Origin of the sequence: Paenarthrobacter nitroguajacolicus (assembly GCF_051027655.1) — a bacterium.
In the GTDB taxonomy this organism is placed as follows: Bacteria; Actinomycetota; Actinomycetes; order Actinomycetales; family Micrococcaceae; genus Arthrobacter; species Arthrobacter nitroguajacolicus.
Window position 1 is genome coordinate 22,489 of the sequence record NZ_CP073235.1, and the last position, 26,336, is coordinate 48,824.

Below are 26,336 nucleotides of genomic sequence, written 5' to 3' on the forward strand. Positions count from 1 at the left end.
CGGCCAAAGGCTCCCGTTGCGCATGGCAAGTGGGTTTAGGAGTGAGGCGGGTCTCATAATTTCTAGTTGATCCTACGCGATTAGTTGTGCGAGACTAAGCCGTGTCCTCAATCAGAGTCTTTATCCTCAGTTCCTTGGCAGAGAAGGGACCCATGCATGGATATCAGCTCCGCCTGATAGCCGAGCGCGGCCACATGCAAAATTGGACGGATATTACGCCCGGCGCGATTTACGGTGCTCTAAAAAGACTCCTTCGCGATGGACTCGTCCGCGAAGTCAGGAATGAGCGCGAGGGAGGCCGGCCCGAACGTCAGATTGTTGAACTAACCGTTGAAGGGCGCGAGGAGCTGGACGCCCTGGTGACTGAGGCCGCCACTGCATTCCGGCTTCCTCCGGATCCGTTCGATCTGATCCTGGCGCGCCCAACCGCCGAAATGCAGAGCAACTTCGAGAGTGTGCTTAAGCAACGCAGCGAGCTCGTTAGCGCTGAAGCGGCCATATACGAGGCACGGATCCGGGACTTAGGCCCCGCGCTTACTGATTTCGAACGCCTAGCCATGTCTCACAAACTCATAAAAATCCAGGCCGAACTCTCCTTCTTGGGTCAAACCCTGGATGCACTTCCGCAAATCCTCAAGAGAGCGCAGTCCCCCATAAATGACCGCACCACTAGCGTCATCGACCAATGAAACTTCTACCCGTCAGCCATGGCTGATCCTTTCAGTCACCCTGGTGGGATCAGCGATGTCGCTATTGAACTCCACCATCGTCAATGTCGCCCTGCCGTCGATTCGCACCAGCCTTGCCGCTTCAGACTCGGCTTTGGCTTGGGTCGTCTCGGGCTGGGCACTGGCCTTCGGCCTCTCGCTTATTCCAGCCGGTCGACTCGGCGACCGTATCGGACATAAGTGGATCTTTTTCGTCGGCGTTCTGCTCTTCACAGCCTCGAGCATCGCCAGCGGTTTTGCACAGAACGAAACGCAACTGATCATCTTCAGAGTGGTTCAAGGACTCGCTGGCGGCTTGTTCTTCTCCACTACGACTGTCTACATCCAGTTGCTGTTCTCAGGACGTGCTAAGGGCACGGCCTTTGGCATCATGGGCGCAGTGATTGGAGTGGCCTCCGCAGTCGGGCCCCTCGTGGGAGGACTGCTAATTCAGGCGGCAGGTGGCGCGGACGGCTGGCGACTAGTCTTCTTCATCAACGCTCCCCTTGGGCTCATCGCATTGATTGGCACCCTGCTCTTTGTTCCCAACGACGTTGGTGACCGAGCGACCGGCGAAGGGTTGGATTTGTTCGGGCTGACTCTTCTGTCCGTTGGTTTAGTGGCGATTCTAGTGCCGCTCATTGAAGGGCAATTTGAAGGATGGCCAACATGGACCTGGGCTTCCGCCGTAGCGGGCGTGATCGTTCTCGTGCTCTTCGTGATCTGGGAGCAGCGCGTTGATGTTCGCGGAAAGCTTGCGCTTGTTCCCCCCCGGCTATTCCGTCATCCCGCGTTCTCCGCTGGATCCGTACTTGCGTTGTTGTTCTTCGCAGCCTTCGTGAGTATCTTTTACGTTCTGGCTCTCCTGTGGCAGGCAGGTCTTGGTTTCACAGCATTCGACACAGGTCTGCTCTCCGTACCATTCGCCGTAGGTAGCATCGCAGGTTCCGCAGCCAGCGGCCGTCTGGCTCATTCTCTCGGACGTGGCGTGTTGCTGGTCGGAACCGCGGCCGTAACCGTGGGTTTGGGATGGATTTCCGTTGATCTCCTAGTCCAGAACGCTGAGAACATCAACGCCTGGGACTTGGCGGCACCGCTACTGCTGGCTGGCATCGGAAGCGGAATGTTTATTGCTCCCAATTCCCAGTTCATCGTTGCAACTGTCAAACCCTCCGAGACGGGAGCGGCGAGCGCAGTGACCGCGACCATGCAGCGTCTCGGAACGGCACTAGGCCTCGCGCTGGTGGCCTCCGTTTTCTACGGAGTCCTCCCCCGTTCGAGCACCCCTTCTCAGTCCGATTATGCCTCCAGCGCTTCGATTAGCATCGGCGTATGCGCGGCGTTGGCCGCGGTGTCTTTCGCCCTGGTGTTCGCCCTCCCAAAACATACTGCACGGGAACAGGCGTAGAACCGCACCATAATCTCACGGAAGCCAGACGGCAGTCGTTGCAGTAGGCCTAGTGGTAGCACCAATGATCGCGCAGCCACCTTTACGGGGCAGACCGGTTTGGGATCAGTTGAACTGGACTCCTGGTCCTAAACCGTTCCGGGCGCTCGCGACTGGAGATAACCAGCCGTTACGCAGTACCCGTAAAGCCCTGAATGAAGCAGGGACCAGCCAGAGATGTCCAACTGCTGTTACCCAGAGTAGGGCACCCGACGCAGGCGGCTGAATCCCACTGGCGTGCGCGGAGGCGGGCTCCGCCGAACGCCCCTTTGCCCACGACCGTGACCGTGACCGTGACCGTGACCGTGAAAACATTATCCCCGTCGTCCAACCCCAGTGGTTCGTCCGGCGCGTGGCGCGGTGGCCGTGCCATCGCCGAACGCTGGGCTGAGTTCGTAGCCTCCAAAGGCTCTGCCTGGACCATCGACCGGCTGATTGTTGACCCGGCCAGCCATCAGGCTGTCATTGAATGGACCCACTACAAGACCGCCGAGGCCACCATGCTCCGGGGGGACGAGTGGTACATCTTTGAACCCGAAACGAGGCTCATCAGCGAAATCCGCGCATATTACGCTGCGGCGCTGGACAGATACCCGTCCTCGACAGAAGCCCGGAACTAACGAGCCAGTAACCAAATGGACTAGCTCCCTCTGGTCTCTCCTTCGAAGCGTCGCTGGGTGCAGACCAATTTTCGGGATGAATGATTGGCAGGACACGGAATGGCGTCTCGTGGGTACAGGCGGGCTCGCGTGGGCAAGTTAACGAGAATTCCCGCGCGTCCCCGAGCTAGGACTTTCACGAGTGCAATATCCGGAGGAGTGCTCCCTCAAAAGAGCTATCTGGAATGCATCCGATTAGATGCATCAGTCACGGATGCCGCCGCGCCACAAGGTTCAAGCCATCATTAAGACGTGCGGTCGCCTGCCTCCAAGCTGGGCCTCGCTGAGGGTGTATGGACGCCGGAGACTGGAGCCCCCGCCACGGGGTTTGTGAGAGTGCCGATTCCGTCGACCTGCACCGTGACCTCGTCTCCGGGAGTGAGGAAACGAGGCGGGGACATAAAACCGCCGCATCCTGAGGGTGTGCCCGTAAGAATAATGTCCCCGGGTTGCAGCGTGAAGTAGCGGCTGAGATAGGCGATCAGCGCCCGCACACCGAAAACCATGTCACGGGTATTTCCGTCCTGGACCATCTCCCCGTTAACCCAGGTCCTGATCCTGATGTTCTGGGGATCGGGAATCTCGCCGGCAGTGACGACGAAAGGCCCGATTGGGCAGAAGGTGTCCAATCCTTTGCCGCGGACCCATTGTGGGTCTGCACGCTGCAGGTCCCGAGCGGAAATGTCGTTTGCCGCGGTATAGCCGAAGACTACGGTCAATGCGTCCTCTTCAGGAATATTGCACGCTGTCTTCCCGATAATGACCGCGAGCTCGCCTTCCCAGTCTACTTCCATCGTGACCGCTTCATCTGCAACTACCGGCCTTCTTGGACCGGTGATGCTGGATGCCAACTTGGGGAACAGATAGGGCGCCTGGGGAGTGGGGAATCCCATGTCCCTGATGGTATCCACGAAGTTGAGTCCGATGCCGAATATCGTTCCGCCGGGGTACGGGGCCAGGAAGTCAGGCTCTTCGCAAGGATCCACGGAGACATCTATTTCAGGTACTTCTCCGGCCACAATTGCCGTCAGGTCCGTTTGCCTCAAAACACGCCAGGTCCCCTCGACCTCGACGGCAAGTCGGTCAGCGTCCTCGTACGCGATTCGTGCGATCTTCACTTATTTTCTCATTCCTGCTGCGGGGACGGAGTAGTTGATGGCCGGGTCGTAGCCGAGGCGGCGTGAGATGGCTTCGGCTGTGCTGGCCACCACGGCGCCGATCCGGGAAAGTTCGGGACTGATTCGGTCGGTGACGCCGGCGACGCTGATGGCGGCCACAGGGCGTCCCATGTTGTCGCGGATGGCAGCGCCGCAGCAGGTGCTCGACGGGTCGATTTCACCGTGGTCCTCGGACCAGCCCCGGTCGATCGTTCGGCGGATTTCTTCCTCCAGGGCCTCCCGCGTCGTGATGGTCTGTGGCGTAAAGCGGTGATAAACGATTTTGGAGAGGATCTGCTCCCGCTCGTCCTCGGGCAGAGCAGCCAGGTACGCCTTGCCAACGGACGTGCAGTGCATGGGGCGCCGCGCTCCGACGTCGCCATGAACCGCGACGGTTTGCGGGCCCTTGTCCCGGTAGATGAAGACCATCTCCGTGCCACGGGGAACGCCAAGATTGACGGATTCGCGGGTCTGTTGGACGAGCATTCTCAGGTACTCCGGTGCGATCTGAGCGACGTCGCTTGACTGCACTGCGGCAAGGGCCAGGCGGGCCGCGGCCGGCCCGAGGTGCCAGACTCCGGCATGGCCGATGTCGTCAACATAGCCGCGCTGCCGCAGGCGTTCAACCAGCCGGTAGGTCGTACTGCGGCTCACGCGGACGGCGGCCGCGATCTCCCCGGTCGACGCTCCCCGCGTCGTGGCCAGAAAATCAAGGATCGAAAGACTCCGGTCCAGTGCTGAACCGGCCGTTTGCTCTTTCACGCCGCTCGCATCCCCTGTTGTCCCACTGGTTGGGACCTCGGGAAGTGTTTCGTCCCGCTCATCGATAAGTTCAGTCATTCCGGTGCTTCACCTCACAATCCGCTAGGTATTTCGGTGTTTTCTGCCTAGCATCGAGTGTAACAGGAATCCCATTCAGCGAGACGGCTTCCTAGAGAATGAAACATCAAAGCGATCAAGGAGCCGGAATTGAGTGCAAATTCCCAGCAGGTGGACCCGCAGGTCCTGGAAACCCTGAAAAAGGTAAGTACCGCCACGCTGGCGACCCAGCTGTTCAAACATGGCCTGCGGCAGCAGTTTTTGGTCGGGGTGGCACCGGTCGGCCAGGTCAAAGAACCGTTCGCCGGAGAAGCGTTCACTATGCGGTTCATCCCTGCACGTGAGGACCTCGACACCCTCGAGGGACTCGCCGATGAGGACAACCTTCAGTGGGCCGGAGTCGAACAGCTTCAGCCGGGTCATGTGATGATTATCGACAGCCGGAGTGACATCAGCGCGGCCTCCGCCGGCGATATGTTGGTGACCCGCGCCATGCACCGAGGGGCGAAGGCGTTCATCACCGATGGTGCTTTTCGTGACGGCTATGTGCTGGAAACCCTCGACATTCCAACCTATGCCCGGGCCATTACCGCCACTACGCGCCTCACCAGCTTCCACGTGGCCGACCTTCAAGTTCCCGTCGGCTGCGCCGGTGTGGCCGTCTACCCCGGTGACATAGTTGTGGGGGACCCCGATGGCGTAATCGTCGTTCCCCGCTCACTGGCCCCGGTCATTGCCGAGGACGCGCTGGAACAGGAAACTCGCGAGGCTTACCTTCATACCCGCGTGCACAATGGAGAGTCCCTGCTCGGCGTGTACCCCCCAAACGAGAAGACGATGGCCGAGTACCAGGAATGGAAGGCATCACGATGAATGTCCTCTCCAACCTCGCCGCTCAGTACGAAGCCCTGATCAGGACGTACTTTGATGGCTGCAACGAGGCTGACGTGGAAAAGATGGCCGCATGCTTCGCCGAAGATGCTGTCCACTACTTTCCTCCGAGCATGTATGGCGGTGCTTGGCACGGCAACCGGCTGATCGCCCAACGCTGGGCAAATTTTGTTGCCGCCAAGGGCTCGGCATGGACTATTGACCGCTTGGTCGTAGTGCCCGACTCGCATCAGGCCGTCATCGAATGGACCCACTACAAAACCTTCGAAGGCACCATCCTTCGCGGCGACGAATGGTACGTCTTCGAGGAGACGACAGGCCTGATCAAGGAAATCCGCGCTTACTACGCCGCCGCCCAACACCCCGGCGTCCCCATCACTGAGCTCGAAGGTTTCGACTACGCCGGTCGCGGCTATCACCTCACCTGCCCCGTCCCCCGCCCTGCAGCCTCCGGGACTGCTGACATCTAAACCCCACTTCAGCCCGCCAAAGATGACGGGCACGAGACAACGGAGACTCCGATGAAGTACTTGAAGACCTTTGCCGCCATCTCACTGGCCGGTGCCATGCTAGTTACCGGCTGCGGTGCACCTAAACCTCCCAGCGCCGCCGATACACCCGCCGGTGAAGTTGCGCTGCCTGCCGAGCCGCTGACCATCAACGTCGTGGACGTCGCCGGGAATCTCCAGCTCAGCCAGAAGATCTTCGATAATTACCAGAAAGAACACCCTGAACTGGTCAAGGAATTCACCTTCCAAAAGGTCAACGCACCCGAACTTGTAGGCAAGTTGCAGGCGCAGCAAAAGGCGGGGCGGCTGGACATCGACCTGGTTCTGACGGGTTCTGACGGAATGGCCTCAGGCCTGAAACAGGACGTCTGGTACGACGTCCTGGGGCAGCAGAAAGACAAGCTACCCGATCCCGCCACTATCTACGACGAGAACGTGAGCAAGTTTCAGCAGCTGGCCAAGGGCAAGGGACTGTCCTTTGTGTTCTATCCCGGCGGACCCCTGCTTGAATTCGATCCGGCCAAGGTCCCGGCCCCGCCCAAGACACCCCAGGAGCTTCTCGCTTGGGCGAAGGCCAACCCGAACAAGTTCTTTTACGCTCGGCCAGCCAACTCGGGCATCGGACGCGCCTTCCTGATGGGGCTGCCCTACATGCTAGGCGATAAGGACCCCAAGGACCCCGTCAATGGTTGGGAGAAGACCTGGGCCTACCTAGCCGAACTCAACCAGTACATCGACTACTATCCCACCGGCACGGCGCAGACAATGACTGAGCTGGCTCAGGGGAACCGCTGGATGATTCCGACCACTACGGGCTGGGACATCAATCCCCGGGCCATCGGTCAGGTACCGGCGGGGATGGAAGTCAGCGCGTTCGACAACTTCACTTGGGTCGGTGATGGGCACTTCATGACCGTGCCCAAGGGTATCCAAGGCGACCGTCTGGCAGTGGTTATGGACTTCATGAAATACGCGCTGCAGCCGGAGCAGCAGGCTTACACCTACGATTCCGGCTACCTCTACCCGGGACCGGCCGTCAAGGACGTTCCGTTGACCATGGCTCCCCAGGAAAGCCAGGACCTCATCAAGGAATTCGGCCGTCCCATCTACGACGAGCTCATCAAGAGCCAGCCGTTGGAGATTCCACTCGAAGCTGATGCGATGGTTTCCGCTTTTGACCTGTGGGACCGGAACATCGGCGGCGCCAAAGTAGAGAAAAAGTAGCAGGCGCAAGAACTTAGTCAAAGGAGACACAAACGTGAACAGCACCATCACAAAACCCGAGTTGGGCCAACTCCGGCTCCAAGGCGTCACCCGGCGCTTCGGCCCCGTGACGGCCCTTGACCACCTTGACCTGACAATTGAGGGCGGCGAGTTCATTGCCCTCCTCGGCCCCTCAGGCTGTGGAAAATCCACAGCGCTGAGCTGCCTGGCCGGCCTTCTGCCGCTCAGCGAAGGCGCCATCTGGGCCGATGACGTCAGGATCGACACCCTGCCCTCCGAGAAACGCGAGTTCGGCATGGTCTTCCAGAACTACGCCCTCTTCCCCCACCTGAGCATCCGCGACAACGTAGGATTCGGCCTCAAGGTGCGGGGCGTAAACAAACAAGAGCTGCGGGCCCGCGTGGATGAGGCGCTGGCCATGGTGGACCTTCAGGAGCACGCCTCCAAACTCCCCGGCCAGCTCTCGGGCGGTCAGCAGCAGCGTGTGGCCATCGCACGTGCCGTTGTGCTCCGCCCCCGCCTGGTCTTGATGGATGAGCCGCTGTCCAACCTGGACGCGAAGCTCAGGCTGCAGATGCGTACGGAGATCCGTCGGCTACACCAGAGCCTGAAGCTCACCACCATCTACGTGACCCACGACCAGGAGGAAGCGCTGGCTCTGGCAGACCGCGTGGTTGTCCTGCGCCGGTCAAAAGTAGACCAGGTCGGGCCCCCTGAAGAGGTCTACAACCGGCCGATCAATACCTATGTCGCTTCCTTCATGGGCTTTAGGAATTTGTTTTCAGTGGAAACAACCTCCTCAACGGGGCAACAGGGCATCGTAGGAGCTCGCTCACACGGCAATTCCTTCCAAGTCACGGCCCAGCGCCCAATCCAGGCCGGGCGAGCCATTATGGCCATCCGTCCGGAGGATTTCCAGCTCGGCCCAGTGGATGGAAATTCCCTGCGGGTCCGTGCGGTGGTCGTCGAATTCTCCGGGCACACCTTCGTAGTGGAAGGCGTCACCGAGGCAGGCGAGGTTATCCACCTCAGGCTCAAGGATCGCGTCAGCGCAGGTGACACGATCGAGGTTGGGTTCTCCCCCTACAGCGCTCTGCTTTTCACCGGTGACGAGTGCTCGGACGACGTCGTTCAGACGGCAGCGGCCGTGCAAGTAGAGGTGTTCTCGTGACCCTGACCGACCGCACGGATGCCCCCAAGCTGAACTTCCGGCATAAGCTTGCGGACCGCGGCATCGACCCCTTGCTGGTGCTGCTGCTCCCGGCTGTGCTGCTCCTTGGGGCACTGTTTGTGTACCCGATGTTCTATGGCGTCAGCATTTCGATGGACCCGCTCGACGGTGGCGGACCGTTTGCAAACTACGTGAACTTCTTCAGCGATCCGTTCCAGTCCTCGACCATCTGGAAGACACTGGGGCTGGCACTGCCTGCCGCGCTGATCAACGTGGGCGCGTCCGTCCCCATCGCAATGCAGATGCGCCGGAAGTTCCGTGGCAAGAGGCTCCTTACGGCAGTTCTGGTGCTGCCTGTTAGCCTCGGAACGGTGCTTGTAGCCGACGGCCTGCTCCGTTACTTCTCCCCCACAGGTTGGTTCAATCAGGTTCTTATAAGCGTCGGGCTGGTGGATGAGCCCGTACGCCTCATCTACAACTACGCAGGTGTGCTCTTCTCCCTGATCATCACCGGCTTCCCGTTCGCCTTCCTGCTGACCCTTTCCTACCTCTCCGGCATCGATCCAACACTGGAGCGGGCCGCAGCGACACTCGGCGCAACCAAGTGGCAGCGCACAAAATACATCGTGATGCCGCTGCTCGCACCCGGGCTGGCGATGACCTTCTGCCTCACGTTCGTCCTAGCGTTCGGCGTCTTTCCCTCGGCAAACCTCGTTGGCGAACCGACCGGATCCACGCGGGTTCTGTCCATTGCGGCCTACCAGGCAGCATTCGAACAATACGACTTCTCCCTCGCCTCGACCATCGCGGTCATCATGGGCGTCGTGGAGATGGTCATCATCGGTGCGGTCTTGATCCTGCGCAGCCGCTTCTATGAAGGATCCACAGCAGGAGGCAAAGGCTGATCATGACAACGACAACTACTCCCCCAAGCACGTCCCGTCGGGCAAACGAGTCACCATCTGCACTCACGGGAAAAAAACGCTCACTACTCCAGATCGCGGTCTGGGTCGCTGTCGGATTCTTCCTCCTGAACCTAGCCGGAATCATCCTCTCGGTTATCGTCAACGCCTTCGGTACGACCTGGTTCAAGGGCCCACTCCCTGAAGGCTTCACAGTCCAATGGTTCGGTCAGGCCTGGCAAGACTTCAACCTCGGCGACGTTCTGATCACCACGCTCCAGGTGACCTTCAGCGTATTGGCGCTATCGCTCGCCTTCGGTGTGCCGGCAGCCTACGCCCTGGCCCGACGGGACTTCCCCGGCAAGAAGCTAGTCATGCTGCTGATGTTGCTGCCGGTCATGCTCCCTCCCATCACCTACGGCGTCCCGCTGGCGACACTGATGTACCAGCTCCAGCTCGCCGGTTCACTGACCGGCGTGATCCTAGTGAACCTGGTCCCGGCTTTGCCGTTCGTCATCCTCGTGATGACACCCTTCATCGGGCAGCTGGACCGGAACCTAGAGTCTGCAGCTCGCATGTGCGGCGCCAACACGTGGAAGATGTTCCGAATGGTCTTGGTGCCGCTGCTCACCCCCGGCATCCTCGCAGCCGGTGTACTCATCCTTGTACGCACCGTGGCGATGTTTGAACTGACGTTTCTCGTGGCTGGACCCAAGAGCGAAACGCTCATCGTTGCCCTGTACTCTGCCGCGTTCTCCACCGGAATCCGCAGCGCCCAGACCATCGATGCCATGGCCGTCATCTACACCGTGATGACCTCGCTACTGCTGATGATCGCTCTGCGCTTCGTCAACCCCACCCAGATTGTCGGACAAGTGAAGGGTGCCGCAGACGATGACTAGGCAGAGCACTATCCAGCGGATCGAAATCTTTCCCTTGGAACACACGCTAAAGGACGGCGGCTTCGGCGCCTCCAAGGTCAGGGTCGCAGCGAGAACTGCGACCCTGGTCAAGATAACAACTTCTGACGGCATCGTCGGCTGGGGAGAGTCCTTCGGCCCGCCGCGGCTCGTCGCCGCCCACCTTGAAGGCCTGGCCCGGGCCGTCATCGGCCAGCCTCTGGAACTCAGAGAAGGAACATGGCTGGGCAGGCTCACTACGGGGTACCACCTGACGAAGGGCGGCCTGCACGTTGCAGCCATCAGCGGTCTGGATATCGCTATGTGGGACGCTGCAGCGAGAACCTATGGTGTTCCGGTCTCGGCCCTCCTTGGCGGACGGGTCCGCGATGACGTAACCGCCTACGCCTCCACCGGCTATTACCACGCAAAAGGCGACAGCGGGCCCCTCCGGGCATACATCGAAGAAGCGGTCGACGAAGGATTCACCGCCGCGAAAATCAAAATCGGCTCCGGCGTCCATGACGACGTCGAACGCACAGGCATCACCAGAGACCTCCTGGGCCCGGACGGCCTGGTGATGGTGGACTACAACGCCAATGCAACGGTAGACACGGTCCTTGCCTCGCTTCGCGAGATCGAGAATTTCAATCCTTACTGGGTTGAGGAGCCTTTGCCGCCGGAGGAAACGCAGGGTTGGGCCATGCTGCGCAACCATACCGCCCTTCCGCTGGCAGCCGGCGAGGCGCTCTACACGCGGTTCGGTTTCCGAGACTATATAGCGGAGAAGCGGATCGACATCGTCCAGCCCAACCTCTCCGTCTGCGGCGGATTCACCGAAGCCAAGATCATTGCACAGATGGCCACAGCATGGAACCTCCGCGTCGCCCCTCACGTCTGGGGAACCGGCGTCCTCATTGCCGCGACCCTCCAACTGATCTCCACCCTCCCGGCGTCCCCCTTTGGGGAACGGAACGCGTACCCGCCGATGCTCGAATACGACCGCGGCGAAAACCCCTTCCGCGAAGGCGTCCTGAAGGAGCCCATACTGGCGCGAAGCGGCCAGGTCCAGATTCCGGCAGGGAACGGCCTCGGCGTCGAAATTAACGAAGATGCAGTGCGGATGTGGGCTCTGCCCACCCACACACTGGATATCACCTCCCAGTGAAAGAGAAGGCATGAATCACCAGCAAGCCAACACCACTTGGACACCCCCCGAGATCACCACAGGGCACGGTGCCCTCACGGGCCGCACTGCGTTCGTCACCGGAGCGGGGCGGAACATCGGCCGTGCCATAGCGATCCGATGCGGAGCCGAAGGCGCGCGCGTTGCCGTCAATGACGTTGACGCGGCCGCGGCCGAGTCCGTCGTGCAGGAGCTGCGGGACGCCGGCTTGGATGCATTCGCCGCAATCGGCGATATGTCCGACTTCACCCAAGTCGACCGGGTGTTCGCGGAGACCGAGGAAGCCCTGGGCACCGTCGACATTCTGGTCAACAACGCCTACGTCCGGTGCGGCGACACCGCATGGGGAAACTTCCTCGCCGTGGAGCCATCCGACTGGGAACTGTTCGTCAGCAAAAATATGAACATGCTCTACGGCTGCACCCAACGCACAGCGCGCGCCCTGGCCACCAAGGAACAGAACGGATCCATCATTAACATCAGCTCTCACGGAGCAGAGCGCGCTCACCGCAACCACATCCCGTATGACTCCGTTAAAGGTGCGATGGAGTCCTTCACCCGCGCCGTCGCCGTCGACCTCGCCCCGTGGGGCATCCGCGTCAACGCCCTGCGCCCCGGCGCAATCGCAGTCGAGGGAGAACCGCCCATGTGGGACGGCAAGAAGGATCTGCGCGCAGCACAGATCCCGCTGGGCCGCGCAGGAACACCCGAAGACATCGCAGCCGGCGTCATCTTCCTGGCATCCGCAGAATCAGCGTTCGTCACCGGACAGACCTTCAACATCGACGGCGGCATGCTGGCCCAAGGACGCGCACCCCAGGTCGAAGGCGTGCCGGTGATGCACCCGGGAAACGCCGCAAGGGTTCCCGCCACCCTCTTTCACTGATCCCTCCCTTAGAGTCAAGGATTCCAGCATCATGACCACCATTGCAGGCACGAACCCCTACACCGGAGTCCGCCTGGACCCGGTAGCCGAAGAAGACTCCCCGTTCGATGTTGACCGCATCGTCGAGAGCGCGGGCAAGGCCTTCTCCTACCTGGAGAGCATCGGCAGAACCGGCCGCGCCGGGCTGCTCCATGTCCTCGCGGACAGCCTGGACCTGAACGCGGAAGAACTGATCAAGGCCGCTGACGAAGAGACTGGAATCGGCCCGGCCCGGCTGACAGGGGAGCTCAAACGGGCGAGCTACCAGATGCGGTTCTTCGCCGAAGTCCTGCTTGAGGGCAGCTACCTGGAGGCCACCATCGACACCGCAGGTGACACCCCGATGGGACCGCGTCCCGACCTTCGCCGCATTCTCCAGCCCATCGGCCCCGTGGCCGTCTTCGGATCCAGCAACTTCCCCTTCGCCTTCTCCGTCATCGGCGGCGACACCGCGTCGGCGCTGGCAACAGGATGCCCTGTCGTGCTCAAGGCCCACAGCTCCCACCCCCGAACCTCCAAGATCTCCTACGACATCATGGCCGCCGCGACCACCAACTACGGAGCACCCGAAGGAATCCTGGGTATAGTCTTCGGACAAAAAGCCGGAACGGCGCTCGTCAGCCACCCCCTCATCCAGGCTGTCGGGTTCACCGGCTCACTTGGCGGCGGCGCCGCGCTCATGGAAGCCATCAGCCGCAGGCCACAGCCTATCCCCTTCTACGGCGAACTCAGCAGCCTCAACCCACTGATCGTCACCCCAAACGCAGCCTCTGAACGGGGCGCCGACATCGGCGCAGGCCTTGCAACCTCCATCACCACCTCCGCCGGACAGTTGTGCACCAAACCGGGCATCGTCTTCGTCCCCCAGGGCGATGATGGGGACATTCTCGTGTCCCGGCTCGCTGACGACCTGGCGGTCAGCACCGTTTCGCCTCTCCTAAACCGCCGGATCTTCGAGAGCTACGCCGCCATCACCGGCGCCCTGGAAGACCAGAACCATGTGGAGCGGGTCGCCACCGGAAAGAGCCCGGCCGAGGAGGGATTCCGTGTCACGCCGGTCGTCTACAGCATCGATGTCTCCCGGCTGCGCCGGGAGACAGTTGAGGAATGCTTCGGTCCCTCTGCCATCATCGTCCGGTACGGGACACTGCCCGACCTCGAACTGGCACTGCCGATGATCGAGGATTCACTGACCATGACCGTCCACCTCGGCGACGGCGATGACGATTTAGCGCGTCGGCTCACAGAACTCGGAAGGGCACGAGCCGGCCGGATTATCTACAACGGCTACCCCACCGGCGTCAGTGTCAGCTGGGCCCAGACCCACGGGGGCCCCTGGCCGTCGACAAACTCCCTGCACACATCCGTCGGAGCAACCGCGGTCCGCCGGTTCCTTCGCCCGGTCACCTACCAGGACGCCCCGGGAAGCGTCCTCCCGGACGAGCTCAAGGACGGAAACCTCACCGTCCCCACCCGGGTCAACGGGCAGTTGAACCTTCCACAACCGTCGGCGCAGCCATGAGCACAGAACTCCCGCTCATCCGGCAAGAAGACAGCGCCTACCAACCACCGCAATGGCAATGTCCGGACAACTGCGACTTCTGCAGCATCCCGGAAACAGACTGATGAGAGTACGCCTCCAGACCGACCAGCTCCGCGCCGTACTAGACTCCCACGGCGCAGAGCTGGTCTCCCTCCAAAACAGCACCGGTAAGGAGCTGCTCTGGTCAGCAGGAACGCAATGGCCGCGGCACGCCCCCGTACTTTTCCCAATTATCGGACGGCTCGCCAACGACACACTGCACCACGACGGCCGAGACTACCCGATGCCGCAGCACGGATTTGCGCGGGACAACCAATTCGCTGTCCTGGAAACCACCGCCCATACTGCCCGCTTCTTTCTCCGCAACAACCCGTCGACAGAAACCATGTTTCCGTTTCCATTTACGTTGGAAAGCAGCTGGTCAGTCAACGGACCAACACTTCAACTCATCTTCACGCTCACCAATACAGGCCCCGCGCCAATGCCCGCCTGCCTTGGATGGCATCCGGCATTCAGGTGGGACCCGTCTCCGGGATGGCAACTTCAATTCGACGAGGAGGAAACCGCCGCCGTTCGGCGGGTCAATGCCCAAGTGCAACTCATGCCGGGGGGACATCCGTCACCCGTGCATCGAAGGGTTCTTACTCTGACTGAAGACCTGTTCACTGACGGGGCGATCATTTTTGAGTCAGTGAAAAGCAACACCGTCCAATACGTCTCGCCGGCCGGGCCGCTACTGGACCTGGCCTTCGACGATTTCCTGCAGTTCGCAGTCTGGAAGCAGACGGATGCGGATTTCGTGTGCCTTGAACCGTGGGCTGGCCTACCGGCGCCAGCGTCATATCGGGGGGAGCTACTGGCAAGCCCCGGACAAATGATTGTCCAACCAGGTGAAGAACTAAGTTTCAGCTGCGGGGTCACCGCCCATCCCTGACATCACAGCGCCAGAACGCTACCCAGCAATGAAGCAAAGGAGAGGAAACTGTAGAAGGCGTGACATAACAATGACCCTCTATATGTCCCATTGGGTTTTCGTCTTGCCCTGGATGAAAATGGAGGGGACGGTGGGGAGATAGCTATTGACTTCGCCTGCCGAGGTTCAAGTGGCCGCGGCGTGCTGGTCACGCTTTCGCGCAGCCGAGTGGCTACTGAACGCCTCATCACAGGTTCGAGGATTTCGCGGCTCTACCTCGGTGTGAGAAAGCAGTGAATCCGCTAATAGTCTAACCGTGTTTGCTACCACGAAACGTCTGTGGTGGCCTTGGTTCGAATTGCCTTCTGTAAGGAGTCGCCCGAATGGCGTGAAGGGAGACCACGCAGAGCATAGGGTCAAGATTGTGAGAAGGAGGTCGCTGGCATCATTGCGCTCAATTCCCGGTAGGGCTGTCACCAATCGATCCACCATTTCTGAACTGCTCACAATTCCTATTGCGCTAGACAAACCTTCCTCTCCAGTCTCTAAGCCTTTCCAGAACAGCAATCGTGAGTGTGTGTCGTCCTGCTCGTTGTACTGGAAGAGGCGGGCGGCGTAGTCGGCAACCGAGAGTGGTCCTACGCCGAACAGCTGCACGTTTTCGGATATCGCCGTGAGAGCGGATAGCACTACTACATCAAACAGAGACTTCTTATTACCGAAGTATTCATAAATTCGCTCCTTGTTCACACCAGCTTCACTGGCTATGCGGTCGACTCGCGCACCAGATAGCCCGTAAGCGGCGAACTCAACGGTAGCCGCGTTCAAGAGTAACTCTCTCGTGCGCTCTGTATTCCAGGCCACGACACGCTCCATCCTGTTAATAGCATCCGGTGAACGTGCCTGGCATGCTGCCAAGAACTGGCTGATCTTAGGAGCGATGCGAATGCGCAGTAGCAATCCGTGCGAACGGATGCCGTTTTACCCGACCACTCGTCTTGCGGCCTAACCGCCGACGCCGCAATTGACGTGTCACACCCTCTTAGGCTAAGTGAATGCACATAGAGTATGACGAAAACGAGTAGCTCGCAAGCCAAGTCTCCCTACTCCGAGGTAAGGGAATGGATATTTCATCTGGTCGCTCCGGCCATTACTCGTAGCGGGACCACCATTCAGCGAGGTAATGCTGAGGATCTGCTGCAGCGCTGAGGATCATAGAGCTGACTGTGGAACGGCTGGGCAGATTCAGTTCGCCTGACTGCCAGACCCTAAGACTGGCTGGGCTCTTTCGGACTTAGCGCCATTTCCCGTTGTTTCTGGCTGTAGAGCCAGTCGTTGTACTGGAAGTCGTTGTCCTTGCGGCTCTTGAAGAGCAGGTTGCACCGAGCCTGTGGCGTGCCCGACGTCTGTCCGCTGCATAGCTCAGCCTCCGGCTTCAGACTTTTTCGCAATGGATGCCCGAAACCAATTAATGCAAACCCAGCTGATCACACCCAGAGGACCCCCATGCATGCTCGCATGGGGGTCCACCTACAAACGGACGAAGGCTCTTCTTACTGTTTCTGGTCGTCTGTGTATTTGTAGGGTTGGGACTCGTCGCTAGACGGTCGCGTCGGGGGCGTCATGGGCAGGCGCTGCGCCGCCGAAGGCCTGAGCCAAAGGCATCTGGTCGAAAGTGATATCGATGCGCGAAATCTTGCCATCGGTCACCGTAACGCGTTCCCCGGCCACCAGTGAAGGGACCGGTTGGAGATGTGTGTTGTACCAAGCCACGGCGGTGGTTTCGTCGCCGAAGACGGTAAAGTCCGAAACCCCGGTGAGCATCTTGACGAAACCATCCATAAAGGCGTGGAAGCCTGCGTGACCGCTGAATGTTCCGTTGGGGGCGGTGATGACTATGTCCTCCGTAAGGAACTGGGTGGCTTCATCGACGTTTTTGGAGGTCCAGGCCTCAAAGTACGCTGTGGCGATCTGGGCTGCTGCGTTCTGAGTCATGAGAAGAATCCTTGCTGTGTTGAGTGGGGCGCTAGAGGTTGGTGGTTCTTAGTTCAATTGAGGTGCTCAAGGGCCTGGGCGAATACTTCGCGCGGCGGCGTCGTCGGGCGTCCAAGAATGTCGGTGAGCGCTGTGCTGGTGGTCTTCCAAGCGCCGCGGGCAGCGCCAGCGTTGTTGTCCGCAATGGCTGCCGCGAGACCTTCGGGTAGTCCACCGGAAACAAGGACGCCGGCGTAGGCCTCCTTGGGGAGGTTGTTGTAGGTAATGGGCTTACCGGACAGTTCCGCCGCTACGGTGACCAGGTCCTGCATGGTGTAGTCGCTGCCGCCCAGTTCGTAAACCTCTCCGTTGACTACATCACCGGCGATTACGCGTGCCGCGGCGATTGCGAGGTCTTTGCGTGCTGCACCGGAAATCAAGCCGTCACCTGCTGAGCCGACGGCTTCGCCGTACTGAACCCAGAAACCTACGAAACCAGCGGAGTTCTCGATGTAGGAGCCGTTGCGTAGGAAGGCGAAGGGAATGCCACTACCTCGGATGATCTGTTCGGTCTCGGCGTGGGGCTGTGCCATCTGGATGCCGCTGGTATCAGCGTTGAGGTAGCTGGTGTAGACAATTTCAGTGGCATTTGCGCGCTTGGCGGCTTCAACGACGTTTGCGTGCTGAGCGGCCTGGGCGGCCGGTGAGTTCGAGGAAATCAGCAGCAGCCGGTCTAGGTCGTGGAAGGCCGCGTCCAGACTCCCGGCATCCTCGTAGTCGGCAAATCGGACCTGTACGCCGCGGTCCGCGTAGGTGGAAAGGCTAGTGGTCTCGCGCGCGGTGGCCACAATGCTTTCAGGTGAGGACCCGCCGCTGAGGAGTTCGTCGAGAACGGCGCGGCCGAACTGGCTGGACGCTGCGGTGATAGTGATCATGATGACCTCTTCCTAGTAGGCATCGGCCCCTCGTGGCGCCGATCTACTTCCAAGCTTCTCGTTCATTACATGACACATCGCGTCAGGTTTTAAAAGTAGTTTGGATCTTTTTGCCAGTAGTTTGGATTTTTCCCGTCCGCTGGCGTCAGGAGTGGTAGAGGAGGTTGAGGTCCTTCACGACGTCTGCCAGATGCTCAATAAGCTCCGGAGGCTCAAGGACCACGAGGCGAGGTCCGAAGCCAAGAACAGTCTGGGCATGGCCGAAGGAGCGCATCCGCAAAGTAAGTTCGGTCCATTCCTGATTGGGATTGGCGTAGCGGTCCACCTTCTCGACCAGGTCGGCATCGTGAACGCGGAGGACTATCCCAAGAATTTCTCTTTTGACGCGGATCCTGACCATCACCGAAGAGTAGTCCCGTTGCCATTGATCATTCAGTGACGTCCAGGCGTCGTGAAGAGAGTAGTTTTTGGGGCGCTGAACCGCCGTGTCCAGAACCAGGGGCTCTCTGATACGGCTCACTCGGAACATCCTGTCCGTTTCCCTAACCGTCGCCACCAGGTACCAAACGCCCGCTCGGTGGACCAGGCCGTGGGGGTCAACCTCGGGGAAGAGCAGCAGGTCATCGGAATCGCGTTGTTCATAGGCGAACCGAACCTGTCGATCAGTCAGGACTGCTTCTTGGATTACGGACAGCTGGGAGCCACCTTCGCTACCTGCGCCCCATCTTCCCGCGTCAATGATGATCCGTTCCGTGCTGCGCTCGGCCAGTTGCTGATGGGCGTCAGGTAATGCGGCCATAAGTTTGCGCAGTCCTGCACGCAGCGCGTCCCCCAAGCCCAGGTCTACGTGGGCATCCTCGTTTACCAGCACGAACAACGCCCGCGCTTCCTCCGGGGTCAGACCAGTGACATCGGTTCTGAAACCCGGCAGGATGGCAATCCCGCCATTGCGGCCGCGTTCAGCGTAAACAGGCACACCGGCGGTGGACAATGCCTCCATGTCGCGGTAAATAGTCCGCGGGGTCACTTCCAGTTCCTTGGCCAGAGCCACGGCCGAAAGCCGGCCGTGGGTCTGCAGGAGCAGCAGCATAGCTAGCAACCGATCTGATCTCATATTTCGATTTTCGCATCCAAACATGACAATTAATGCCAGGTATCTTTCGAAGGGTGACTCAGATAACTGGACATAGTTTGTCAAGTATTAGCTGACAGACTGTCATCGCCCTTCCCGTGTGGGCGAGTCCCCCGATAGAACTCGATAAGAGTTTGTACACGTACGAAAAGATAGAAGATAACGCAGAGTGACGCCGCAGCCGAACAATTTGATCCAGACCTTCGACCCGCCTCTCCTGGAAGGGACCATAGTCCGCCGGCCCAACAGGTTCATAATCGATGTGGAGCTCGACGGGAAGCTAATCCCCTGCCATTGCCCAACCACAGGAAGGATAGGCAATCTGGTGCTCGACGGGCTTGCCTGTCTGCTCTCACCGGCCGAAAACCCCGCCCGCAAAACCAGGTATACCGTCGAGGCTATCGCCGTTGACCGCCAGGCCCAGTATCCCTGGATCGGGATCAACCAGAATGCCGCTAATAAGTACATTGAGGCTGCGCTCACATCGGGCTCGCTGGACGGGATCGTCCCGGTTGAATCCGTTCTCCGAGAACAGAAACTGGGGATCTCCCGTCTCGATTTCCTGGTGAATAACGACACCTTTGTGGAAGTCAAGACACCCCTTCAGAACTTGCAGATAGCCCTTCCACCGAACACACTCACTCGCAAGCAGCCCGCCTTCAATTCGACTGAACGAATGGTCAAGCACGTCGCCGAGCTGGGTGGGAGCCTCGATAACAACCAGCGTGCCATCATGCTGCTCTGCTTCATGTACGACAATCCAGGATTCAGCGTGGAAGCCAGCACACGTAAATCCCAAGTCGCAGCAGGAGTTTCGGCAGCAGTTGCCCAAGGAATAGAAATCTGGCAAGTCAACCTTCTGCTGACTCCGAACGGAGTCACGGTGGGCGCCACCACAGACCTCACCGCGCAATTCGCCTAGGCGGCCATCCGTTCTACTTCCTGGGCACTTCTCAAGAAGAAAGCGCCGATCCTGAACCGATTCGAGGTTCAGGATCGGCGCTTTCCTGTGTGCGGCGCCGTTTCCGGCCGCCTGCCGTTGCAGAGACGTGGCACACGTCTCTGCAACGAATTCACGCCAATGGGAGCACCCACTGAGGGCAGTACCCTCGGACCGGCATGGCGAAACGGCTTCGAGCTTTCCCCCGGGAGTGAACTCATTCTCTAGCTTTCGGGCCTGCCCGGGGAAGCCTAGGAAACGGTTGGATCAAAAAGCCCTGAGTTGGGTGGCTATAACATCGGCCAGGGGCACGGCGGGTCGTTCTATCAGCTGTTCAAGGTCGTTGCTTGTTGTGAACCAATCGCCATTGGAGACAGCCAGACTCGTGTCGGCCAGGAGGTCTGCGAACTCCCGCGGTAATCCTTGTGTAGTAAGGGTTTCGGCGTACTCACCAACACTTAGATCCTGATAGCGGAGCGGCCTGCCCGATTGCCGGGAGAACTCGGCGGCAACCTCGTGCAGGGAAAAGGCTGTACCGCCGAGCTCGTAAACGCGGCCGTTGTTTGCGGCGGCATGGGCTTGCCCTGAGCCTACGGCGCCAAGAAGAACCCGGGCCGCTGCCGCGGCGAGGTCAGCCCGGGTGGCACCGGAGACCCTGCCTTCACCGGCGCAGCCGTACATTACCCCGGAGTCAAGGGCAGGGCCAATATCTCCTAGTTCTCCCGTGTAAAGCTCGGTGTACCCACCGTTGCGCAAGAAGGTGAAGGGAAGGCCGGACCGGACAACATATGCCTCCGCTTGCTTGTGTTCGTCGGCCAACCGCAAGGTGCTCACGGGCGTGTTGACGAAGCTGGTGTAGGCAATCTGAGAAACATTGGCCTTCACAGCTGCATCAATTGCATTCTTCATCTGTGGGAAGCGCTGGCCGTACTCGGCGGAAGGTATCAGCAGCAGCCGATCGGCACCTGCGAAGGCTGGCCCCAAAGTTTGGGGTTCGGTGTAGTCCGCGTGGCGGATCTCTACTCCCAATTCCGCCAGACTCGCAGCCGTCTGCGGCGACCTCACGGCGGCTGCGATGTTACCTGCCGGAAGTCCCTGGTTCAGGAGTTCGGCTACAACAAGCCGGCCGAGGCGTCCTGTGGCAGCTGTGATGACGATTTTTTGGTCCGGGCCGTTGGGGGTGGACATAGGGTACCTTCCGATTGCGTATTTCCGCGGTTCGGGAGTCGTTGACGCCCTTTGCATGAGCGAGCTCCCTGGGGTGTGTCCAATGTGCACTCGTATACATGACAGAATCAGTCACGTATAAAATTAATTACGGGTCTGCCGAACAATTTCTGATAACTCGCGCCCCAATTCCGCCGTTAGGTTCGAAGAGTCTCTTGCTGAACCCCGGTGGTCGTCACATACATGGTTTACGGTCCAGCGAGCCGGTTCCGTCAAGCGCAATGGGCGGCACCGAGCCGATGAGCCCTAACTGGACGAGCGTCCCCGCTGTGTGGCCCGTTTTGCAAGCTCGATTGGATCGTCCATTCGCGGGCGGGTTCCGTAGCGCATTTGTACTCCTTGGGGCAGCCCTTTGATGATCGCGGTTGAACCGGAAATATCGATTGTGATTCGGCCATCCCCCATTGGGGCGTTTGAAATATGAAGATCACCGTAGGATTCCGGGAGCGCCGGGTCCATCCAGAGTTCGCCGCGCGCTAGATCGGGGCGGTAGCCCATAAGGCTTTTCACCAATTGGATCGGCGTCGTTGCTGCCCACGCTTGAGGCGAACACGCGGTGGGGTAGGGAACAGGTTCGTCCAGGTCTGCGCGGCTGAAGCCGCAGAACAGCTCCGGCAGGCGGCCTTGGGAGTATTCCGCGGCATCGAATAGGGCTGTAGAGATTCTTTGAGCCTCTTCAACAAAGCCATAGCGCAGAAGACCCGCTGCGATAATGGCGTTATCGTGTGGCCAAACCGAGCCATTGTGATAGCTCGCGGGATTGTAGGCGTCCATATCGCTCGCCAATGTCCGAATTCCCCAGCCGCTGAACATTTCCGGGGACATGAGGCGTTCCGCCACGAGCGGGGCTTTGTCTTCATCGATGAGGCCGAAAAGCAAGCAATGTCCCATATTGGAGGCACAAGCGTCCACTCGCTTTTTGCCAGCGTCTAGCGCCACGGCGTAGTACCCGCGATCCGGAAGCCAAAACTGCTCGTTGAAATTCTTCTTCAACTGATCGGCGCGGGCGCTCAACTCTGTAGCCGTGGCGACGTCGCCTGCATCGTATGCCATCCAGGCACGGGCTTGGTAGGCAGCGTAGACGTAGGCCTGGACTTCGCAGAGTGCGATTGGCGGCTCAGCCAGCCTGCCGTCCGCGAAATTGATGCCGTCCCAGGAGTCTTTCCAGCCCTGATTGATCAGGCCGTGATTGTTGAGACGTTTGTATTCGACGAATCCATCGCCATCCCTATCTCCGTAATGTCGTATCCAATCCAGCGCACGGTCTGCACTTGGCAGGAGTGCCTTGATGATGTCCGGGGCGAAGCCCCAGCGACTGACTTCTCCGAGCACGGCGACGAACAACGGGGTGGCATCGACGCTGCCGTAATAGGCCGACCCCCCACCAAGCGCCAGCCCAGTTGAGACACCGAGCCTCACTTCGTGAAGGATCTTGCCTGGTTCCTCTTCACTCATGGGATTCACCACGCTGCCTTGTCTGTCGGCAAGGGTTTGGATGGTTCCAAGTGCCAGAGAAGGATCCACAGGAATTGCCATGATGGAGGCCCACAAAGAGTCCCGGCCGAATAGTGCCATGAACCAAGGTGCTCCGGCAGCAACAACAATCCGCTCGGGATGGTCGGGGTCCTCAATACGAAGAGCGCCTAGGTCTTCATAGCTTCGGAGAAGGGTTCGTTCGATGGCAGGGTTACCCATGCGAACCACTGGAATCTTGGACACCCACTCCCGCCTCCGCACATCACGCGGAGATAGATGGTCTCCGTCAGGATGGACGAACGCTGGGTGGGCACCGTCGAGAGTGGGTGAAACCGTAACGGTCGCACTCCATTGTCCGTGTGGAGGCACAAGGGCCGTGTACGTCAATCCATCGGCAGTGACCTTCGCAGCGACGGCGGAGATGACGACTTCCTTGTGAATCTCCTGCCATGAGGCCCGAATGACTAGATGATCGCCTGTTGCGGCACGATGCTGCTCCCATTTCCGCTGAATCCGGGCTTCTTTTACCTCGAAGAGATCGGCGAAATCGACCTCGGCTCTGATCGAAACGACGCATTCTGCCGGGTTCGGTGAATAGTTTCGGACTGTCACCTGCTCATGAATACCTGCGCCCAATTCTCGCGTCCGTTCAACGATCAGGGGGCTGTCAGCCTGGCCTTCGGTGTACGCGACACGGCCTACAAAGATCGCCCTATAGGGTTCCTTGGACTTCGTAGCGAGAGGCTCCAAGGGCCCCCCGTTGACTGTGAGATTCCAACGGGAAAGGACTCGCGTGTCATCGACAAAAACGCCCTGCGGGTATTCGGGGGACATGTCCCCATTGGAGGAGGAGATACAGAAGGCTGCCCCATCCACCAGAGTCACAGTTCCGACCCCAAGCGAACCAGCAGATGTGTCCGCGTTCCACCCAGCCATCCCGGTTCCTCCCTAGGGCTGAAATTCATCGGAATCAAGGTGGGCAGGGTCTGATCCTCCACCTTCTTCATTGACGCTACGCCAGTCAGTTCTCTCAAACCAGATCCTCCTTTTAACAGCAGAATGGTTCTGTCAAGGAAGATCGCCGTCCCGATGTTCACACAAGACCGGCCAGCGTTTAATGCAGCCCGTGAGAGCGGACAGGGACTACCAATTTTCGATAAAGAACATACAACCAGCAACCGGGCCGCCATCGACATCTTGTCCGTGACGGACAAGGCAATCCGGAAGACTCCATTCTTGGTGCTCGCATTGCCATGCATCAATGCAGTGGATGCCAGCGCCGCCGCGTATGCTCGGTGGACGTCAAGACGCTGTAGAACTTGCACTTAGGGGCCTTGGATATCCGGGCTTGCCAGGACTCGTCCTCAGACTGCATTAATCAGCGGAACATGTCCGGCAGCTCCTGGATAACGGGAGGCGTGGACATGACTGGCGGGGCTATCGGCATTTCAGTCACTTTCTGCCCACGGCTCGGTCAGTCATTCTGGGGTAGTGATCCTGCCGCTGCCAACTTTAGTCCTCCATAGGAACGGCCAGCGCACAAGCCTCTACCATAGATTCATCCGATTATGCGCCCCCGCGGGAGAGACGTCATGAATGACCCTGAGTATTTGAGAGACTTACTCATGGGCCGCGCCGCCGGCGGACATCCGTTGTTTGCCACGGTGAACCGTGTAGTCGCCGAGCGTCATGGGGGCCGACTTATCGGCCCACATCAACTAATTGCCTCACCCGGAACTGCTCTGAACTTCTACCATGCAGCCCTGTCGTCGTGCATGGTGTTTGGCCTCTACTACGGAGGTCAAACAACGGTTACTCCCAGAGGTCCCGCCGACCATCACACATTGGTCGTAACACTTCAGGGACAAGTGACCGCCGTGAGTCAGCGCTCTGTCAGCATCGGCACCCCCGGCAGTCTCCTGATTACGAGGCCGTCTCCGGATCTGCGGCTTACCCTGGTGGCGGGCACTGCAATCCTCGGTGTGCGGATACCAAATGAAACCCTTCAGAAGCAGCTGACTCTCCTTAGCGGCGTTCGGACTGTTGACTTCAGGCCTCTTTCTACCAAGATAGAGGCCTCTCCGGGCACCGCAACCGTTTTAGCCCTACTCCGCCAGGTTGTAGGCGTCTTTGAAGTATCCAGGGCGCTCCCCCCCGCTCTCCTAGGTGCCTTGGAAGATTCCCTTTTGACTTCTGTTCTCCTGAATGTGCCGGGCGAGCATGTTCAGGTACTAACCACTTCCCCGCCAGCCGGATCTCGCGCAGTCTACGAGGCAGCAGAAATGATGAACCAATTAGGCGAGGACTGTCCCCCCCTGCAGGATCTTGCCGGCCAGGTCGGAATAAGCCTCCGAAGATTGCAGGCAGGGTTCCGAAATGTATTTGGCGTTACTCCGTCGCAATACCTTCGAAATGTGCGTATCGATCGGGTCCACGAGCAGCTGATGTCAACTGCCAGGGATGCAACGAGCGTGGGGGAACTCGCCTCGGCCGCAGGATTCAACCACCTTGGCAGGTTCAGCATGGACTACAGGAGGCGCTTCGGCATTTCGCCAGCCGAGACCCTACGCAGTGAACCGAAGGAATCAAAGCTATTGCTCCCGGGTGAAAAACCCGAAGGCGCGAGCAGCATCCGCTGAGCTGTTAACCCGCAGAAGATATCAATCTCGCTCCTGACAGCATCACCGCGGGCATCAAAGTGTATAATCTTTTAGACGCCGGATTGCCTTCGGTGTAACAGCTTCGAGAGGGCCTCACTGATGAGTGGACTTACTATTTCGGATCATGACCTCCCTAAACAGGCACTGCACGGGATCCTGGAATGCGCCTTCGCCGAAGACGCCCCCGCCGGGGATATAACATCCCAGCTTCTTATTCCCGTAGGAGCACAAGCACGCGCTGTCCTGAGGGCCAGGGTTGGCGGTGTTTTTAGCGGGGCTGCGGTGTTTCGCGAGGCCATGCAATTTGTCGACCCTGACGTCGCAGTTGCAATGTTTGTCAGGGACGGCGAGGGTTTTACCGCTAGTAGCATCCTTGCCGAAGTGACAGGAAATGCCCGATCAGTTCTTCTGGCTGAACGCGTTGCTCTCAATCTCGTCCAGCGGATGTCAGCGATTGCCACTACGACCTCGGAGTATGTGAGGCGCGTGCAGGGCACAGGAGTCCGGATTGCGGATACGCGGAAAACGACCCCGGGGCTTCGAATCATTGAGCGCTTTGCTGTCCGGTGCGGCGGCGGAACAAACCACAGGTACAGCCTGTCGGACGCCGTTCTGGCAAAAGATAATCATTTGGCTGTCCTGACTGACAGCGACCCTGCCCGGCTCACGGAAATCCTCTCCGCAGCCAAGGCACTGGCTGGTCACACTACGCACTTCGAAGTCGAGGTAGACACCGTGGCTCAGATAGAGCCCGTGCTTGCCGCAGGCGTGGATACAATCATGCTGGACAACTTCACCGTGGACGAATTGCGCCTCGGTGTCGCTCTCGTTGGAGGGCGAACGCGTGTTGAGGCCAGCGGAAACGTCAACCTAGCAAATGTTGCCGAAGTGGCGTCGACGGGAGTGGACGTCATCGCCGTAGGTGCACTAACGCATAGCGTATCGAATCTCGACATCGGTCTTGATATCCAAATTGACCTCTTCCAGTCACCTGGCTTGTGACCAAGTGGATCCACGCCGACCCGGCTGCCGTCGACCCG

24 protein-coding genes are annotated in these 26,336 nt (G+C 59.5%); 16 read left to right on the forward strand and 8 right to left on the reverse strand.

Features of this window, described 5'->3' with window-relative positions:
* The first annotated feature begins 134 nt into the window (after positions 1-134).
* The 3 genes from KCX59_RS22240 (at position 135) to KCX59_RS22250 (ending at position 2,774) form a co-directional block, all read left to right on the forward strand.
* Positions 135-689, forward strand: a complete 555-nt coding sequence (locus KCX59_RS22240; protein WP_179012635.1) for a PadR family transcriptional regulator — start codon at positions 135-137, stop codon at positions 687-689.
* Positions 658-2,115 (forward strand): MFS transporter, encoded by a 1,458-nt coding sequence (locus KCX59_RS22245; RefSeq protein ID WP_179012634.1) that lies wholly within the window; start codon positions 658-660, stop codon positions 2,113-2,115. Before KCX59_RS22240 ends, KCX59_RS22245 begins: the two co-directional genes overlap by 32 nt.
* A 344-nt stretch (positions 2,116-2,459) precedes the next feature.
* The gene (locus tag KCX59_RS22250) at positions 2,460-2,774 is read left to right on the forward strand and encodes a hypothetical protein (RefSeq protein ID WP_434122671.1); all 315 of its coding nucleotides are present in this window, start codon (positions 2,460-2,462) and stop codon (positions 2,772-2,774) included.
* 284 nt (positions 2,775-3,058) lie between these two features.
* Here the strand turns inward: KCX59_RS22250 and KCX59_RS22255 are convergent, their stop codons facing one another.
* Positions 3,059-3,931, reverse strand: a complete 873-nt coding sequence (locus tag KCX59_RS22255) for a fumarylacetoacetate hydrolase family protein (protein ID WP_179012632.1) — start codon at positions 3,929-3,931, stop codon at positions 3,059-3,061.
* Positions 3,932-4,810 carry an IclR family transcriptional regulator gene (locus KCX59_RS22260; protein WP_179012631.1) on the reverse strand — a complete coding sequence of 293 codons (879 nt, stop codon included), beginning with the start codon at positions 4,808-4,810 and terminating at the stop codon, positions 3,932-3,934.
* Positions 4,811-4,939: 129 nt separating this feature from the next.
* Here KCX59_RS22260 and KCX59_RS22265 point away from each other — a divergent pair, with 129 nt between their 5' ends.
* The 10 genes from KCX59_RS22265 to KCX59_RS22310 all read left to right on the forward strand — a co-directional run bounded on the left by KCX59_RS22265 (position 4,940) and on the right by KCX59_RS22310 (position 14,973).
* Positions 4,940-5,662, forward strand: coding sequence for a ribonuclease activity regulator RraA (locus tag KCX59_RS22265; RefSeq protein ID WP_218643747.1), 723 nt, complete (start codon positions 4,940-4,942; stop codon positions 5,660-5,662).
* Positions 5,659-6,150: a nuclear transport factor 2 family protein gene (locus KCX59_RS22270; RefSeq protein WP_179012630.1), complete on the forward strand. Its 492-nt coding sequence runs from the start codon at positions 5,659-5,661 to the stop codon at positions 6,148-6,150. Before KCX59_RS22265 ends, KCX59_RS22270 begins: the two co-directional genes overlap by 4 nt.
* Positions 6,151-6,201: 51 nt before the next feature.
* Positions 6,202-7,413, forward strand: a complete 1,212-nt coding sequence (locus KCX59_RS22275; protein ID WP_179012629.1) for an extracellular solute-binding protein — start codon at positions 6,202-6,204, stop codon at positions 7,411-7,413.
* A gap of 34 nt (positions 7,414-7,447) precedes the next feature.
* The gene (locus KCX59_RS22280; protein ID WP_370629162.1) at positions 7,448-8,584 is read left to right on the forward strand and encodes an ABC transporter ATP-binding protein; all 1,137 of its coding nucleotides are present in this window, start codon (positions 7,448-7,450) and stop codon (positions 8,582-8,584) included.
* A complete protein-coding gene (locus tag KCX59_RS22285; RefSeq protein WP_370629163.1) occupies positions 8,581-9,489 on the forward strand; it encodes an ABC transporter permease in 909 nt (302 codons plus the stop codon). Before KCX59_RS22280 ends, KCX59_RS22285 begins: the two co-directional genes overlap by 4 nt.
* 2 nt (positions 9,490-9,491) lie before the next feature.
* Positions 9,492-10,388, forward strand: a complete 897-nt coding sequence (locus tag KCX59_RS22290; RefSeq protein WP_179012628.1) for an ABC transporter permease — start codon at positions 9,492-9,494, stop codon at positions 10,386-10,388.
* Positions 10,381-11,553, forward strand: coding sequence for a mandelate racemase/muconate lactonizing enzyme family protein (locus KCX59_RS22295; RefSeq protein ID WP_179012627.1), 1,173 nt, complete (start codon positions 10,381-10,383; stop codon positions 11,551-11,553). Before KCX59_RS22290 ends, KCX59_RS22295 begins: the two co-directional genes overlap by 8 nt.
* A gap of 10 nt (positions 11,554-11,563) precedes the next feature.
* On the forward strand, positions 11,564-12,457 hold the full coding sequence (locus KCX59_RS22300; protein WP_179016902.1) for an SDR family NAD(P)-dependent oxidoreductase: 894 nt from the start codon (positions 11,564-11,566) through the stop codon (positions 12,455-12,457).
* A gap of 31 nt (positions 12,458-12,488) precedes the next feature.
* On the forward strand, positions 12,489-14,018 hold the full coding sequence (locus KCX59_RS22305; RefSeq protein WP_179016904.1) for an aldehyde dehydrogenase (NADP(+)): 1,530 nt from the start codon (positions 12,489-12,491) through the stop codon (positions 14,016-14,018).
* Positions 14,019-14,121: 103 nt separating this feature from the next.
* Complete coding sequence (locus tag KCX59_RS22310; RefSeq protein WP_179012624.1) at positions 14,122-14,973, forward strand: aldose 1-epimerase family protein; 852 nt, start codon at positions 14,122-14,124, stop codon at positions 14,971-14,973.
* A 165-nt stretch (positions 14,974-15,138) separates the two neighbouring features.
* On the opposite strand, the gene KCX59_RS22315 is transcribed toward KCX59_RS22310, so the two are convergent.
* The 4 genes from KCX59_RS22315 to KCX59_RS22330 form a co-directional block, all read right to left on the reverse strand.
* Positions 15,139-15,828: a TetR/AcrR family transcriptional regulator gene (locus KCX59_RS22315; protein ID WP_370629164.1), complete on the reverse strand. Its 690-nt coding sequence runs from the start codon at positions 15,826-15,828 to the stop codon at positions 15,139-15,141.
* A gap of 723 nt (positions 15,829-16,551) precedes the next feature.
* Complete coding sequence (locus tag KCX59_RS22320; RefSeq protein WP_179012622.1) at positions 16,552-16,947, reverse strand: nuclear transport factor 2 family protein; 396 nt, start codon at positions 16,945-16,947, stop codon at positions 16,552-16,554.
* A gap of 53 nt (positions 16,948-17,000) precedes the next feature.
* The gene (locus KCX59_RS22325; RefSeq protein ID WP_179016906.1) at positions 17,001-17,861 is read right to left on the reverse strand and encodes an NmrA family NAD(P)-binding protein; all 861 of its coding nucleotides are present in this window, start codon (positions 17,859-17,861) and stop codon (positions 17,001-17,003) included.
* Between the two features lie 145 nt (positions 17,862-18,006).
* Entirely contained in the window at positions 18,007-18,975 is a 969-nt protein-coding gene (locus KCX59_RS22330) for a helix-turn-helix transcriptional regulator (protein ID WP_179012620.1), read from the reverse strand.
* Between the two features lie 187 nt (positions 18,976-19,162).
* On the opposite strand from KCX59_RS22330, the gene KCX59_RS22335 reads away from it, so the two are divergent.
* Positions 19,163-19,915 carry a DNA/RNA nuclease SfsA gene (locus tag KCX59_RS22335; protein ID WP_218648911.1) on the forward strand — a complete coding sequence of 251 codons (753 nt, stop codon included), beginning with the start codon at positions 19,163-19,165 and terminating at the stop codon, positions 19,913-19,915.
* A gap of 285 nt (positions 19,916-20,200) precedes the next feature.
* Here KCX59_RS22335 and KCX59_RS22340 read toward each other — a convergent pair whose 3' ends face one another.
* Positions 20,201-21,121, reverse strand: a complete 921-nt coding sequence (locus KCX59_RS22340; protein WP_179016908.1) for an NAD(P)H-binding protein — start codon at positions 21,119-21,121, stop codon at positions 20,201-20,203.
* Between the two features lie 285 nt (positions 21,122-21,406).
* On the reverse strand, positions 21,407-23,572 hold the full coding sequence (locus tag KCX59_RS22345) for an amylo-alpha-1,6-glucosidase (RefSeq protein WP_179012619.1): 2,166 nt from the start codon (positions 23,570-23,572) through the stop codon (positions 21,407-21,409).
* Between the two features lie 689 nt (positions 23,573-24,261).
* Between KCX59_RS22345 and KCX59_RS22350 the strand changes: the two genes are divergently transcribed.
* Positions 24,262-25,275, forward strand: a complete 1,014-nt coding sequence (locus KCX59_RS22350) for a helix-turn-helix transcriptional regulator (RefSeq protein ID WP_370629168.1) — start codon at positions 24,262-24,264, stop codon at positions 25,273-25,275.
* A 120-nt stretch (positions 25,276-25,395) separates the two neighbouring features.
* The gene (nadC, locus tag KCX59_RS22355; protein WP_179012617.1) at positions 25,396-26,298 is read left to right on the forward strand and encodes a carboxylating nicotinate-nucleotide diphosphorylase; all 903 of its coding nucleotides are present in this window, start codon (positions 25,396-25,398) and stop codon (positions 26,296-26,298) included.
* Positions 26,299-26,336: the final 38 nt, after the last annotated feature.